Source organism: Bacillus sp. ChL18 (genome assembly GCF_026241425.1).
Classification (GTDB): Bacteria; Bacillota; Bacilli; order Bacillales; family Bacillaceae; genus Bacillus; species Bacillus velezensis.
Genome location: NZ_JAPHWE010000003.1, coordinates 125,156 through 140,818 on the forward strand (window position 1 = coordinate 125,156; position 15,663 = coordinate 140,818).

At 49.3% G+C, this 15,663-nt stretch carries 8 protein-coding genes and 2 pseudogenes; 6 read left to right on the plus strand and 4 right to left on the minus strand.

Features of this window, described 5'->3' with window-relative positions; all coding sequences use genetic code 11:
- Positions 1–11: 11 nt before the first annotated feature.
- From OQ477_RS17095 to OQ477_RS17110, 4 genes and pseudogenes are all read left to right on the plus strand, one after another.
- Entirely contained in the window at positions 12–446 is a 435-nt protein-coding gene (locus OQ477_RS17095; protein WP_014416871.1) for an RDD family protein, read from the plus strand.
- 117 nt (positions 447–563) lie between these two features.
- The gene (locus OQ477_RS17100) at positions 564–842 is read left to right on the plus strand and encodes a YckD family protein (RefSeq protein ID WP_263612330.1); all 279 of its coding nucleotides are present in this window, start codon (positions 564–566) and stop codon (positions 840–842) included.
- A gap of 100 nt (positions 843–942) precedes the next feature.
- Positions 943–1,041: pseudogene (locus OQ477_RS17105) on the plus strand (family 1 glycosylhydrolase); the annotation flags it as partial.
- A gap of 14 nt (positions 1,042–1,055) precedes the next feature.
- A pseudogene (locus OQ477_RS17110) lies at positions 1,056–1,276 on the plus strand (family 1 glycosylhydrolase); the annotation flags it as partial.
- 40 nt (positions 1,277–1,316) lie between these two features.
- Here the strand turns inward: OQ477_RS17110 and comJ are convergent.
- The 4 genes from comJ to hxlA all read right to left on the minus strand — a co-directional run bounded on the left by comJ (position 1,317) and on the right by hxlA (position 3,721).
- Positions 1,317–1,715, minus strand: coding sequence for a competence protein ComJ (gene comJ, locus OQ477_RS17115; protein WP_265973328.1), 399 nt, complete (start codon positions 1,713–1,715; stop codon positions 1,317–1,319).
- Between the two features lie 20 nt (positions 1,716–1,735).
- Positions 1,736–2,173, minus strand: coding sequence for a NucA/NucB deoxyribonuclease domain-containing protein (locus OQ477_RS17120; RefSeq protein WP_003156588.1), 438 nt, complete (start codon positions 2,171–2,173; stop codon positions 1,736–1,738).
- A gap of 358 nt (positions 2,174–2,531) precedes the next feature.
- On the minus strand, positions 2,532–3,089 hold the full coding sequence (gene hxlB, locus OQ477_RS17125; protein ID WP_044802747.1) for a 6-phospho-3-hexuloisomerase: 558 nt from the start codon (positions 3,087–3,089) through the stop codon (positions 2,532–2,534).
- Complete coding sequence (gene hxlA / locus OQ477_RS17130) at positions 3,086–3,721, minus strand: 3-hexulose-6-phosphate synthase (protein ID WP_014416875.1); 636 nt, start codon at positions 3,719–3,721, stop codon at positions 3,086–3,088. The genes hxlB and hxlA overlap by 4 nt, the downstream gene beginning before the upstream one ends.
- A gap of 231 nt (positions 3,722–3,952) precedes the next feature.
- On the opposite strand from hxlA, the gene OQ477_RS17135 reads away from it, so the two are divergent.
- Both OQ477_RS17135 and srfAA read left to right on the plus strand, forming a co-directional pair.
- Positions 3,953–4,315, plus strand: a complete 363-nt coding sequence (locus tag OQ477_RS17135) for a winged helix-turn-helix transcriptional regulator (RefSeq protein WP_007409352.1) — start codon at positions 3,953–3,955, stop codon at positions 4,313–4,315.
- A 591-nt stretch (positions 4,316–4,906) separates the two neighbouring features.
- Positions 4,907–15,661, plus strand: coding sequence for a surfactin non-ribosomal peptide synthetase SrfAA (gene srfAA / locus OQ477_RS17140; RefSeq protein WP_265973332.1), 10,755 nt, complete (start codon positions 4,907–4,909; stop codon positions 15,659–15,661).
- The last annotated feature ends 2 nt before the right edge of the window (positions 15,662–15,663 follow it).

Sequence of the window (15,663 nt, forward strand, 5' to 3'; positions counted from 1 at the left end):
GGAGAAACACGATGAATATTTACAGACCGGCGGGATTTTGGATCAGATTGGGAGCTGTGGTACTCGACTATTTAATTACTTCAGTGCCTTTGGCGATTATTTTTATGCTGGCAACAGGAAAAGATCCGAATGAGAGCGCAATGATCAGCATTATTTTGACTCTTTATGGTATTTTGCTCCCTGTATACTGGAACGGTTATGTTATCGGCAAAAAGATCTGCGGTATCCGTATCGTCAAAAAAGACGGAACTCAGGTAGGCTTTCTCACTATGATTTTGAGAGTGCTTGTGGGCGGCCTGATATATGGCGTGACGTTTGGAATCGGTGTGATCGTGAGCGCATTCATGGTCGGAATGAGAGAAGACAGACGGTCAATCCACGATTTTGTAGCGGGAACGTATGTCACGTACGCGCTGCCGGACGAATCGATTGAAAAGAGCGAATAATTTCGCTCTTTTTTTTGCATAAAAAATGGATGAGGGAGAAACATATAACAAACGTTAAAGGAGGAAAGAATCATGAAAAAAGCTGCATTGTCTTTAGCTGCGTTTTTCATTACAGCAATGGTTTTCACAATGCCGGCACATGCAGCCGGAACAAAAATGCCTTCAACAATGTCACTCACGGAACAGCAGAAAAAAGAAATTGAATCACTCGAAAAAGAAGTGCTCGAAAAACGAAAACATGTCATATCCAAATATGTTGAGTACGGGGTCCTGCCGAAAGAAAAAGCAGAACATATTAAACAGCATATGGACAGGCGCTTTAACATGATGAAACAAAATGGATTTGTCCCGAAGCCTCCGCCTCATAAATTGGAAAAGCGGCATCATCATTCTTAAGCATCCGGCAAGCCGGATGCTTTTTTGTTTTTATCGGGATTGCTCTGAAACGCGTTTCATAACGTATATCAATATCATAGGCATCAGGAGGATGAAACACATGATACATAAAAAACAGGGCCTGTTCCCTGATACATTTCTATGGGGGGCAGCCTCGGCTGCCTATCAGGCTGAAGGAGCCTGGGATAAAGACGGTAATCCTTCAGTATGGGTGAACAGTGCAGAGTGGCTATTAGTGACGGAGGAGTTCATCTCATCGGCTACGCAGCTGGTCATTCACGGATCTGTTAAGCTGGCTGAACGGCTATCAAAAACGCTACGGTTTTGTGTATATCAATCGAGATGAAGAAGATGAAAAGGATTTGAAACGGATCAGGAAAAAAAGTTTTTATTGGTACCGGAATGTAATTGAAACAAACGGTAAAAGTTTATAAAAGTTCCCTGAGAGAAATATGATTCTCTCAGGGATTTCTTTTACATTGCGGCTGCATCAATAATATACGTATCCGCATGAAGATCGGATATTTCGGCAGGCACTGAATAACAGGTAAGGCTGTATCGGCCTTTCGGAATATGAAAGAAAAGCCGCTTTGACATCACGCTTTCAATCTCAATTCCATCTTTTACAGCCTCAAAGGGAACAGTCGCTTTTTTCTCATAGGATGGTACCGGTTGACTTGTGTTAAGCCTGAGAACGATAAATGCCCTCGTATTTCTCCTTGCCTCAAATGAAACAGCTCCGTCAGCTTCCGCATATCCTTTTTCAATGGCTTCATCGGTCCAATCGATAACAGGCGGTTCTGAATCTTTTTGGAAGATTGTAAATTGATGATAAGAAATGGCCAGTTCTTGCGGTTTCCATGATTTAATCAATGCGCTGTTCCTCCTGTTTTTTACTTGATTTTAAATAATACTCTCGTTCCGTCGGGATCATTGGTAAGCTGGTGTCCGACCCATGAGCCGGCTCCGCGGTTGTCTGCCGGAGAAATATATTCTACGGAGGCGTTGTTTCCGCCCTGTTTACAAACCGCCATCGGCCATTCATCCCTATCGTATCCCGTTTTTACAGGTACATGTTTAAGAGATTGCTCACGACGCTTATGTACTCCGTCTCTGTCAATGGTGCATATGCTGGAATGCCCTTCTTTTATCGCGTCCTTAATATGCTTTGCTGTTTCCGGATATCGATCGGACGGAAATAGGATTACCTTGTCGTAATCACTCTTCTGAACGGTTTGCTCGTTATCTGAGAAAAGATCACCCTTGATCAGGGCCGCGACTGCTCCGGCAATGATGATAAGAACAAGCAGCAGTGCTTTTAATGTTTTCAAGAGTATCAATCACCTCCAGTTATAAATTGCTGTTAAGCTGGTCCAAGAATAATGCAGAATCGGCCGGCTGTAAAGCTGTTAAAATATATTTCTCAGCCGCAATTCAGCTGAATATCTGTAAAACCATCTGCACAAATCAACTTTATTCATTAAAAATTCGATCAGAAAGTGTTTTTTGCCGTTTCCCTATTCAGAAATGAACGGTTGCGGCCGTATCGTCAATTGACTTATTATAGCGATAAGCTCACCGGCAGGATATCTTCGTCTGCGAGTGTCCGACCCGAAAACCTCGGCCTGCATGACCGTGCGCAACAAGACGATAAAAAGACGGCCATCTGATAAGAAGGCCGTCAGCAAATCATTCCAGATTCGCATGCTTTGTAAACATGTCTGCTGAATTCAATTCTTTTTTCTCCATGATTTTTAGAATAACCGCATCGTAAAACAGCAGAAGAGTTTGTTCGAATAAAGAACCCATCGGCTGAATCGTCTTTCTGTCTCCGCCGGTCTCTTCCTTAGGAGAGCCGGGAATCGTTATTGTAAGATCCGCAAGTTTGCCGAGACTTGAGCCGGGGTTAATCGTTAATGCAGTGACGATACCGTTAAGACTTTTGGCTTTTTCAGCTGTATGAAGCAGACTTTTTGTTTCGCCTGAGCCTGAGCTGATGATGACGAGACCGCCTTCTTGGAGGGGAGGGGTAAGCGTCTCACCGACGATGTAAGCGTTCAGGCCGATGTGCATCATCCTCATGGCGAACGCTTTAGCCATAAAGCCGGAACGCCCCGCTCCGGACGTGAAGATTTGATCTGCCGATAAAATCTGATCCGCAAGCTTGTCAGCTTCACTGTCGGATATTAATGCTGCGGTGCGGGATATTTCATTTAGTATTTCATGTAAGTATTCAGTCGTTTTCATGATCCTTGTGTGATCAGCTGTTTCATTTTAGCAGCAGCATCCGCTTTATTGTCAGCTCCCGTAATGCCTCCGCCGACAATGATTAAATCTGGGTTTTGTTTGATGGCTTCAGGAAGCGTATCAAGTTTAATGCCTCCGGCAATTGCGGTTTTAGCGCTCTTGACCGCTTTTTTAATCGCCGTCAGTTCCTCGAATGAATTTTTTCCTTCTGCTTGAAGATCATAACCCGTATGAACACAAATATAATCAACACCGAGTTGGTCAATTTCTTTTGCCCGTGTTTCAAGGTTTTTTACGTTTATCATGTCGACGAGGATTTTTTTCTGCTGTTTTTTTGCTTCGGCAACGGCCCCTTTGATCGTTGAGTCGTCTGTCGCTCCTAAAACGGTGATGATGTCGGCTCCCGCTTCTGCCGCTTTCATAATCTCGTAACCGCCTGCATCCATGATTTTAAGATCGGCAAGCACTTTCAAGTGAGGAAAGGCTGTTTTCATTTCCTGCACGGCTTTCAGTCCTTCATTAATGACAACGGGAGTGCCGATTTCTACAACATCTATATATTGTTCGACCTCTTTCACAAGTTCAATTGCTTCCGGGATATTTACTAAGTCTAATGCCAGCTGTAATTCCACTTTATATCCACTCCTCTTTTTCATGTATTTCCATTCTATAGAGTGCCCCGCATGTTGAGAAGTACGCACTTTGAAGTCTAATAGTTACTTTGAGGATACTGTCCCCGCAGGCAATGCGCTTTGTTTCAGCAAAACTGCGTGGTAGTATAAACTGATGAAAGTTGTGTGAAAAAGTAAGCGTGTATGAATAGATGATGACCGTACAAAAAGTAAGAGGAAGGAGAATTGTCCGTGAGCCGAATGGATGAGAAAACGTTTAATTGCGAAAAGGAATTGACGCTTGCCGTGATAGGCGGGAAGTGGAAAATGCTGATTATGTGGCACTTGGGAAAAGAAGGGACGAAGCGGTTTAATGAGCTGAAAGCTTTAATTCCGGATATTACGCACAAAATTCTTGTGAATCAGCTCAGGGAGCTGGAGCAGGATCTGATCGTTCACAGGGAAGTTTACCCTGTCGTCCCTCCGAAAGTGGAGTATTCTTTAACGGCGCAAGGAGAAAGCCTTATGCCGATTCTGGACGCCATGTATAAGTGGGGAAAAGATTATATGGAATTAATCAACATTGATAAAACTGCAATAAAGGAATCTTTTTGAAGTGCTCTATGTAAAATAGAGTGCTTTTTTTGCGGTTTAATGAAATCATATTGCGAACATTCGGGCCGTCTGTTTCGGTTCTTGCGCTGTTTTTTCCGGGTCAGCTTACGTACGTAAATTTTTTTTATTTCTGCCATAACTGGATATTCGACAGATTTTCATTATAGTTTAAAGATTTTTAATTTTACGTAAATAATATTTTTGAAAATAAATTGCGGGATGCCGCAAAATACCCTCTGGATTTGTCGGATTTTTTTTCGGTGTGCCGCATGAAACTTTTCACCCATTTTTCGGTGATAAAAACAATATTTTCATATAAAGTGAACGTAAGTAGATATATAGAAATACATGCAGAAATAGGTAAACCTTTCGTGCTTACAATCAATGGCTTTTTGTCTTGATTTCTCATAAATTTGATGCCGTATTTCGGACTGCGCGGGTGAACGGATGACGGATTTCGGCGGTGATTGAATCGGGATCGTTTTTGAGGTAAGTGGTTCTTTTGGCTTGAGAATGAGTTAGGGACATAGAGGGAGGCTGTTTCTAAGGGAGAATTGACAACTATATCTTAAAAAGGGGAGGCGCACACATATGGAAATAACTTTTTATCCTTTAACAAATGCTCAAAAACGTATCTGGTATACAGAAAAATTCTATCCGAACACAAGTATTTCAAATCTTGCCGGGTTCGGGAAACTCATTTCTGAAGACGGCGTACAGGCTCATTACGTTGAGAAAGCGATACAGGAATTCGTCCGGCGGTATGAGTCGATGAGAATCCGTCTGCGGCTTGATGATGAGGGGGAGCCCGTTCAATATGTGAGCGAATACCGTCCGCTCTCCATCGGACACACAGATATCAGGCAAGCCGGCTGCTCTGCGGACGAGCTGTCAAAATGGGGGCGTGAAGAAGCTGGCAAGCCTCTGGCGTTATATGATCAGGATTTATTCCGTTTTTCCGTGCACACGATCAGTGAAAATGAGGTCTGGTTTTACGCAAATGTGCATCACATTATTTCAGACGGGATTTCCATGACGATTCTGGGCAATGCGATTACTGATATTTATTTGGAGCTTTCAGGCGGGACAAGTGGGGAACAGACGGAGATTCCTTCTTTTATCGAGCACGTGCTGACAGAGCAGGAATATGTGCAGTCGAAGCGGTTTAAGAAGGATCGGGACTTTTGGAACGGGCAGTTTGAGACCGTGCCGGAGCTTGTGTCCCTGAAACGGAGCCGGGCAGATGCGGGTCTTGATGCGAAACGGTTTTCTCAAGAAATTCCTCACGACTTATATGGCCGCATTCATTCATTCTGCGAGGAGCATAAAGTCAGCGTACTATCTCTGTTCCAGTCAGCTCTGATCACTTATCTCTACAAAGTGACCGGCCGGGATGACGTTGTCACGGGTACGTTTATGGGAAACCGGACGAATGCGAAAGAAAAGCAGATGCTCGGGATGTTCGTATCTACGGTGCCTGTGCGGACAAGCGTTGACGGAGGACAGTCGTTCTTGGAATTCGTTAAAGGCCGGATGAAGGATCTGATGAAAATTCTCCGCCACCAAAAGTATCCGTATAACCTGCTAGTCAATGATTTGCGCGCTTCGAAGAGTTCGCTGAGCAGATTGTTTACGGTGGCTCTGGAGTACCAGGTGATGCAGTGGCAGAAAAAAGAGAATCTGTCCTTCCTGACAGACCCTATTTTCAGCGGAAGCGGTACAAATGATATTTCGATTCATGTGAAGGAACGATGGGACACCGGGAAATTGACGATTGATTTTGACTATCGCAGCGACATTTTCAAGGCGGAAGAGATTGAATCTGTTTCTGAACGTTTGATCACGCTGATTGAAGATGCGATTTCATCTCCTGATCGCATAATTGATGAACTTACTCTTCTTTCTGAATCCGAGAAAGAGCGGCTGCTGAAACGGGCCTCCGGCAATCCGGTGAATTACCGCAAGGAGATGACGATACCGGGGCTGTTTGAAGAGAAAGTGAAGTCACTGTCTGACAAACCCGCGGTTGTGTATGAAGGCCGAACATTGTCCTATCGCACATTGCATGAACAATCAGGCCGTATTGCCGGACGCCTTCTTCAAGCCGGGATATCAGCCGATTCTCCTGTCGCGGTGCTGCTTGGCCGATCTGAGCGTGTCATTGCGGCAATATTGGGAATTTTGAAAGCGGGCGGCGCTTATGTGCCGATAGATCCTGACTTTCCGGCGGATCGGATTCAGTACATTTTAGAGGACAGCGGAGCGAAGGCTGTTCTGACGGAGACCGGAATACAGGTGCCTGCAGCGGATGCCGAACGGATTGATTTTGACGAGGCTGTTCAGTTTGAAACGGCTGCGGACGGTGTCAGCACACAATCAGACCGGCTGGCTTACATCATCTACACGTCAGGTACAACGGGGCGGCCGAAAGGCGTGATGATTGAGCACCGGCAAGTTCATCATCTGGTGCAATCACTGCAGCAGGAGATTTATCAATGCGGTGAGCAGACGTTAAGAATGGCGCTTTTGGCTCCGTTTCATTTTGATGCGTCCGTCAAACAGATTTTTGCATCGCTTCTTTTGGGACAGACGCTTTATATCGTGCCGAAAACGACTGTAACGAATGGCTCGGCACTGCTGGACTATTATCGTCAAAACCGGATTGAAGCCACTGACGGAACGCCTGCGCATCTGCAGATGATGGTTGCGGCGGGAGATGTCAGCGGAATTGAATTGCGCCACATGCTCATTGGGGGAGAGGGCCTGTCCGCGGCTGTTGCCGAGCAGCTGATGACGCTCTTTCATCAATCGGGCAGGGCGCCGCGTCTGACAAATGTCTACGGGCCGACAGAAACGTGCGTAGATGCGTCCGTGCATCAGGTGTCAGCCGATAACGGAATGAATCAACAGGCGGCGTACGTTCCGATCGGAAAACCGCTCGGCAACGCCCGTCTGTATATATTGGATAAGCACCAGCGGCTTCAGCCCGACGGCACGGCCGGTGAGCTGTATATCGCGGGTGACGGTGTAGGCCGCGGCTATTTAAATCTGCCGGATTTGACCGCAGAGAAGTTTTTGCAAGACCCGTTTAACGGAAGCGGCCGCATGTACCGCACGGGTGATATGGCGCGCTGGCTGCCGGACGGGACGATCGAATATATCGGCCGTGAAGATGATCAGGTGAAAGTCCGCGGCTACCGCATTGAGCTGGGAGAAATTGAAACGGTGCTCAGAAAAGCTCCGGGCGCGGCGCAGGCCGTCGTGCTGGCACGGCCGGATCAGCAGGGCAGCTTAGATGTCTGCGCATATATCGTTCAGGAAAAAGGAACCGAGTTTCACCCTGCCGAGTACAGAGAGTATGTGTCAAAGCACCTTCCTGATTACATGGTGCCCGCTTACTTTACAAAAACGGACGAAATTCCGCTCACGCCGAGCGGGAAGGCGGACCGCAAAAAGCTGTTTGCGCTTGATGTGCAGGCTGTCAGCTCATCCGAATATGCCGCGCCGAGAAATGAAACGGAGGAAACGCTCACCGTCATCTGGCAGGAAGTCCTCGGAATGGACAAGGCGGGCATTTATGATCATTTCTTCGAGTCAGGCGGTCATTCATTAAAGGCCATGACGCTTCTGACGAAAATTCATAAGCAAATGGGCGTTGAAATTCCGCTGCAATACTTGTTTGAGCATCCGACGATTGCAGCGCTTGCCGATTATGCGGAAAACCGAAACGAAGGACCGGCATTCAGTGCGATTGAGCCGGCTGAGAAGCAGGCGAGCTATCCGCTTTCGCTCGCTCAGCAGCGGACTTATATCGCGAGCCAATTTGAAGACGCGGGAGTCGGGTATAACATGCCGGCTGCGGCCATGATTGAGGGCGCTTTAGACCGTGAAAAGCTTGAGCGTGCATTTTCTGCCTTAATCAGCAGGCATGAAGCGCTCAGAACATCGTTTCAATCAGAGGACGGCACGCCGAGACAGGTGATTCACGAACATGTTCCGTTTCATATTGAAATGATCGAAGCGCGCGGAAGAACGAATGAACAGGTCATGAAGGACTTTGTGCGCCGTTTTGATTTATCTGAGGCGCCGCTGTTCAGAATCGGCCTGCAAACGCTCGGTCACAATCGCCATATGCTGCTGTTTGATATGCATCACCTGATTTCTGACGGGGTGTCTATTTCCATCATGCTGAAGGAACTGGCTGACATCTACGGCGGAAATCAGCTGCCTGAATTGCGCATTCAATATAAAGATTATGCCGTATGGCAGGCGGAACGGGCGAAAGAAGGCTACAAGAAGGAGCGGGCGTACTGGAAAGAAGTCTTCAGCGGCGAACTGCCGGTGCTTCAGCTGCTCCCTGATTATCCGCGGCCGCAGGTGCAAAGCTTTGAAGGTGACCGCGTGTCCGCCAAGCTGCCGAAAATGCTGCGGGAACGGCTGCAGAAGCTTGCCGAGAAAAACGGAGCCACCCTTTACATGGTGCTGTTATCAGCTTACTATACGCTGCTTTCTAAGTATTCAGGACAGGAAGACATCATCGTGGGAACACCGTCAGCGGGAAGAAATCACTCTGATACTGAGGGGCTTATCGGGATGTTTGTCAACACGCTCGCGCTGCGAAGCTCCGTGAAGCAGGATCAGACATTTGCCGGCTTGTTAGGTCATGTGCGCAAGCAGGTGCTGGACGCGTTTTCTCACCAGGACTATCCGTTTGAGTGGCTGACCGAGGAGCTGAACGTGCCCCGGGATATGAGCAGGCATCCGATATTTGATACGATGTTCAGTCTGCAAAATGCTTCGGACGGAATTCCGGAGATCGGTAATCTGACGCTGTCTCTTCATGAAACAAATTTCAACATCGCCAAATTCGACCTGACCATGCAGGCTCGGGAAACAGCGGAAGGCATTGCGCTTGATTTGGATTATTGCACGAAGCTGTTTAAGCGCTCAACTGCGGATCGCATGCTTGCGCACTATGTCCGTCTGCTGGAGAGCGCGGCAGCTCAGCCGGATGCGAAAATCAGCGAATATGATCTGCTTTCTGAACGGGAGGCTTTGACTCAATTACACCGGTTCAATCCGGAACGCACGGCATACTCGAAAGAGCAAACGATCGTGCAGATCTTTGAAGAACAAGCCCGAAAGAACCCTGACCGGACGGCTCTTCAGTTCGAAGGGGAAACCCTGTCTTATCAGCAGCTGAATGAACGCGCCAACAGGCTTGCGCGGCATATTCTTTCAGTCGGAGGCGGCGGGAAAACCGCGGCTGTTCTGTGTGAACGGTCAATGGATATGATTGTTTCCATTATGGCTGTGTTAAAAGCGGGGTCCGCCTATGTGCCGATTGATCCTGAGCATCCGGTTCAGCGGATTCAGCATTTCTTCCGCGACAGCGGGGCGAATGTGCTTATGACTCAGCAAAGTCTCAAGCCGCTTGCGGAAAAGGCCGGTTTTCAAGGCGTCATTGTGCTTGCTGATGATGAGGCGAGCTATGAAAAGGACTCTCGCAATCCAGCATTGCCGTTTGATTCCAAAACGATTGCCAATCTCACTTATACATCGGGCACGACGGGAACGCCGAAAGGAAACATCGTCACACATGCCAACATTTTGCGGACGGTAAAAAACACGAACTATTTGACCGTTTCTGAAGAGGACACAGTGCTCGGTCTGTCAAACTACGTCTTTGACGCTTTTATGTTTGATATGTTCGGTTCGCTGTTAAACGGTGCAAAGCTTGTGATCGTCCCGAAAGATACGGTGCTGGATATGTCACGTCTGTCCCGGGTGGTCAAACGGGAGAACGTCAGCATTCTGATGATTACGACGGCCCTGTTCCACCTGCTTGTTGATATGGAGCCGTCCTGTCTGACGACACTTCGGAAAATCATGTTCGGGGGCGAAAGAGCGTCTGTAGAACATGTCAAAAAGGCGCTTGCGGCAGTCGGAAAAGGAAGACTGCTTCATATGTACGGCCCGTCGGAAAGCACAGTGTTTGCGACATACCATCCGGTGGATGTCATTGAAGAGGATACGCTCTCCGTTCCGATCGGGAAACCGGTCAGCAATACGGAAGTCTTCATCATGAACTCAGCCGGACGCATTCAGCCGGCGGGTATCGCGGGAGAGCTGTGCGTCAGCGGTGAAGGTCTCGTAGAAGGCTACTACAACCGTCCTGAACTGACGGAAGAAAAATTTGTAAAGCATCCGTTTGAGGAAGGTGAACGGATGTATAAAACGGGCGACTTGGCCAGATGGCTTCCGAATGGCGATATCGAGTTTATCGGACGTATCGACCATCAGGTGAAAATCCGCGGTCAGCGGATTGAGCTTGGCGAAATTGAGCATCAGCTTCAAAGTCATGACCAGATACAGGAATGCATTGTGCTCGCTGTGGATCAGGGCGCGGGTGACAAACTTCTTTGCGCGTATGTTGTCGGCCTCAGGGAAATCTCTTCCCGGGAGCTGAGGGAGCATACGGCGAAGGATCTTCCGGCTTATATGATTCCGTCCGTCTTTATTCAATTGGATGAACTGCCTCTTACAGGAAACGGAAAAATCGACAGGCGGGCGCTGCCGATGCCGGATGTGACCGCAGCGAATGCCGTGTCATATACGGCACCGCGCAATGAAACAGAACAAAAACTGGCGGATATTTGGGCTGAGGTGCTGCAAATGGAGCGGGTCGGCGTCCATGATCAGTTCTTTGAGATCGGGGGCCACTCGTTAGCGGGGATGAAACTGCTGGCCCTTATCCAGAAGACATTCGGCGTGCAGCTTACCTTAAAGGATCTGTTCACTTCTCCGACGGCTGCGGGGCTGGCGCAGCTGATTGAAGGGGCTGAGCAGAAAACGGCAGAGAGCATCGCACCGGCGGCCGAGCGGGAAACGTATCCGGTTTCTTCACCGCAGAAGCGGATGTTCGTGCTTCAGCAGATGGAAGGCGCTGAAACAAGCTATAACATGCCGTCTGTGCTCCGCTTAAAAGGAAAGCTTGATGCAGAAAAGCTGAAATCCGTCATGAAACAGCTGACAGAACGCCATGAAGCCTTCAGAACGACATTTGACATAAAGGATGGAGAAACGGTTCAGCGCATATGGGCGAAAGCTGATATCGACATGGAATATTATGAAGCCTCTGAAGAAGATGCTGAACGGATTATTCAGAGCTTTATCCGGCCGTTTCGCCTGGATCAGCTTCCTCTCGTCAGAACGGGACTGGTCAAGCTGGCTGAACATGACCACCTGCTGCTGTTTGATATGCACCATATCATTTCGGACGGCGCTTCAGTCGGCGTGCTGATAGATGAACTGTCCCGCTTGTATGGCGGCGAAACGCTTGATCCGCTGCGGATCCATTATAAAGACTATGCGGTATGGCAGCAGAAATTTATTCAATCAGAGCAGTACCGCAAGCAGGAGGAGCATTGGCTTCGGGAGCTTGACGGCGAGCTTCCGGTATTGACGCTGCCGGCTGATTACAGCCGTCCGGCCGTGCAAACCTTTGAAGGAGACAAGCTGGTCTTTTCTCTGACTGGGGAACAGACGTCGGCTCTTCGCAGTCTTGCGAAACAAACGGATTCTACCATGTACATGGTGCTGCTGGCGTCATACAGCGCCTTTCTCTCAAAACTGAGCGGACAGCATGACATCATTGTCGGTTCGCCGGTTGCGGGACGGTCACATGCGGATCTCGCAAACGTCATCGGTGTTTTTGTGAATACACTCGCGCTTCGTACGTATCCGGAAGCGGACAAAACGTTCACGGACTATCTTAAAGAAGTGAAACAAACCGCTTTACATGCATTTGACGCGCAGGATTATCCGCTTGAAGACCTTCTGCAAAAGGTTGGGGTGCAGCGTGATACGAGCAGAAATCCGCTGTTTGATGCAGTATTTTCAATGCAAAATGCAAATGCGGAAGATCTGGTCATGGAAGGAATTGAGCTGAAGCACCATCCGTTTGACAGAAAAACAGCCAAGTTTGACCTGACAATGACGGCTGAGGACACAGACGAAGGCTTAACGTTTGTGCTTGAATATAACACCGCGCTGTTTAAACCGGAAACGGCAGAGACATGGAAGCATTACTGGCTTCAACTGTTAGAAGCCGCAGCGGAAAATCCGGCTGCGAAGCTTTCTGAGCTTTCATTGGTGAATAAAACAGAAAAACAAGCCCTCCTTGACGCATGGAAAGGAAAAACAATTTCTGTGCCGCGGGACAAAACGGTTCACCGTCTCTTTGAGGAAACGGCCGCCCGCTACGCGAACCGGCCGGCCGCGGCATACAACGGCGCGAAATGGACGTACGGCGAGCTGAACGCAAGGGCGAACCGGATCGCGCGTATCCTCATGGACTGCGGCGTCACGGCTGACGAACGTGTCGGCATTTTGACGAAACCGTCCTTGGAAATGGCCGCGGGCGTACTCGGCGTCCTGAAAGCGGGCGCGGCATTTGTGCCGATTGACCCCGACTACCCGGAAGAGCGCATCAGCTACATTCTGCAGGACAGCGGCGCCAAGCTTCTTCTCACACAGGAAGCGCTGGACGTGCCGGAAAGCTACAAAGGAGAAACGATTCTGCTTGACGGCGGACGCTCCATTCTGAGCCTGCCGCTTGATGAAAACGATGAAGCGAACCCGCAGGCGGAAACAACGGCGGATCATCTCGCTTATATGATTTACACGTCAGGAACGACCGGACAGCCGAAGGGTGTCATGGTCGAACACCATGCGCTGGTGAACCTGTGCTTCTGGCATCACGACGCATTCGCCATGACGGCGGATGATAAAAGCGCCAAATACGCGGGCTTCGGTTTTGACGCCTCCATCTGGGAAATGTTCCCGGCATGGACCATCGGCGCGGAGCTTCACGTCATTGACGAAGCGATCCGGCTGGATATCACCCGCTTAAATCACTATTTCGAGGAGAACGGCGTGACCATCACCTTCCTGCCGACGCAGCTGGCCGAACAATTTATGGAGCTGGAAAATACCTCTCTCCGCATGCTTCTCGTCGGCGGCGACAAGCTGAAGCGGGCGGTGAAACAGCCGTACACGATCGTCAACAACTACGGCCCGACGGAAAACACCGTCGTCGCGACAAGCGGCGTCATCAATCCGGAGGAAGGATCGCTTTCGATCGGACGGGCGATTGCCAATACGAGAGTTTATATTCTCGGGGACGGCGATCAGGTGCAGCCGGAAGGCATTGCCGGTGAATTGTGTGTGGCCGGCCGCGGTCTTGCGCGCGGATACCTGAACCGTGAAGAAGAAACGGCGAAGCGGTTTACCGCAGATCCGTTCGTGCCCGGCGAGCGCATGTACCGGACCGGCGACCTCGTCAAATGGAACGCGCAGTGCGGCATCGAATACATCGGCCGTATCGACCAGCAGGTCAAAGTGCGGGGCTACCGGATCGAGCTTTCAGAAATCGAAGTCCGCCTCGCCCAGCTTGCGGACGTTCATGACGCAGCGGTGACGGCCGTGGAAGACAAAGCAGGCAATACCGCGCTTTGCGCCTATGTCGCGCCTCGGCAGGACGATATTGAAGCGCTCAAAGCCGCGCTGAAAGACACGCTGCCTGACTACATGGTGCCGGCATTCTGGGTGGAGATGGACGAGCTTCCGGTCACCGCAAACGGAAAGATTGACAAAAAAGCCCTGCCGGAACCGGACATTGAAGCGGGAAGCGCCGCTTACAAAGCGCCGGAAACGGAGATGGAGACGCTGCTTTCCGACATTTGGCAGGAAGTGCTCGGTCTTGACCAGATCGGCGTAAGCGACAATTTCTTCACGCTCGGCGGGGACTCGATCAAAGGCATCCAAATGGCGAGCCGCCTGAACCAGCACGGCTACAAGCTGGAGATGAAGGATCTCTTCCAGCATCCGACCATCGAAGAGCTCGTCTCTTATGTGGAGCGGACGGAAGGCAAGCAGGCCGACCAGGGCCCTGTCGAAGGCGAAGCGGAGTTAACGCCGATACAGCGCTGGTTCTTTGAGAAAAACTTCACGGACAAACACCACTGGAACCAATCCGTCATGCTTCACGCGAAAGACGGCTTTGATCCGGAGATAACAGAAAAAACATTACATGTCCTGACGGTGCACCATGATGCGCTCCGGATGATTTATCGTGAACAAAAACCGTATTACAGAGGGCTTGAGGATGCGTCTGTTGAACTGAACGTCTTTGAGCTGAACGGACCTGCTGAAGACCATGAGGACCGTATCGAAAGGGAAGCAGACCGTCTTCAAAGCAGTATTTCACTGGAAACAGGACATCTCTTGAAGGCCGGGCTCTTCCGGGCTGAAGATGGAGACCACCTTCTTCTCGCAATCCATCACTTAGTCGTGGATGGTGTATCTTGGCGGATTTTACTGGAGGACTTCACGTCCGTTTATACGCAGCTGAAGCAAGGCAATGAACCGGCGCTGCCGCCGAAAACACATTCATTCGCCGAATTTGCTGAGAGAATCAAAGAATACGCAAATACGAAGGCGTTTCTGAAAGAAGCGGATTACTGGAGAGAGCTTGAGGAAAAAGAGGTATGCACTCAGCTTCCGAAAGACAGGCAGTCTGGTGATCAGCGCATGAGACATACGAGAACAGTCAGCTTCTCTCTGACGCCTGAACAAACTGAACAGCTGACGACAAACGTACATGAAGCCTATCACACCGAAATGAACGACATCCTGCTCACGGCGCTCGGACTGGCGCTGAAAGAGTGGACGGGTGAAGACACGATCGGCGTTCATTTGGAAGGCCACGGGCGCGAAGACATTCTTGACGGCTTGAATATCACCCGGACGGTCGGATGGTTTACGAGCATGTATCCGATGATCCTTGAGATGAAGCACGCCGACGATCTTTCATATCAGCTGAAACAAATGAAAGAAGACATCAGACACATCCCGAACAAAGGAGTCGGCTACGGCATTCTGCGTTATGTAACGGCGCCTGAGCATAAAGAGAATCTTTCATTTGAGATTGATCCGGATATCAGCTTTAACTACTTAGGCCAGTTTAATGAGATGTCGGATTCCGGCTTATTTACAAGATCCGGGATGCCGTCAGGACAATCGCTGAGCCCTGACACAGAGAAGCCGAATGCGCTTGATATTGTCGGATTTATAGAAAATGGGCAGATGACGATGACGTTTGCCTATCATTCTCTCGAATTTCATGAAAAAACCATTCAATCGTTCAGTGACAGCTTTAAAGGGCACCTCTTGAAAATCATAGATCACTGCCTGGCCCAAGACGGACCTGAGCTTACGCCTAGCGATCTTGGCGATGATGATCTGACGCTTGATGAACTTGATAAATTAATGGAAATTCTCTAACA

Excerpts from the sequence above, each read along its gene's own strand:
- hxlB (WP_044802747.1), bottom strand. The coding sequence starts at position 3,089 with ATGAAAACGACTGAATACTTACATGAAATACTAAATGAAATATCCCGC.
- OQ477_RS17100 (WP_263612330.1), top strand. The coding sequence starts at position 564 with ATGGTTTTCACAATGCCGGCACATGCAGCCGGAACAAAAATGCCTTCA.
- OQ477_RS17095 (WP_014416871.1), top strand. The coding sequence starts at position 12 with ATGAATATTTACAGACCGGCGGGATTTTGGATCAGATTGGGAGCTGTG.
- srfAA (WP_265973332.1), top strand. The coding sequence starts at position 4,907 with ATGGAAATAACTTTTTATCCTTTAACAAATGCTCAAAAACGTATCTGG.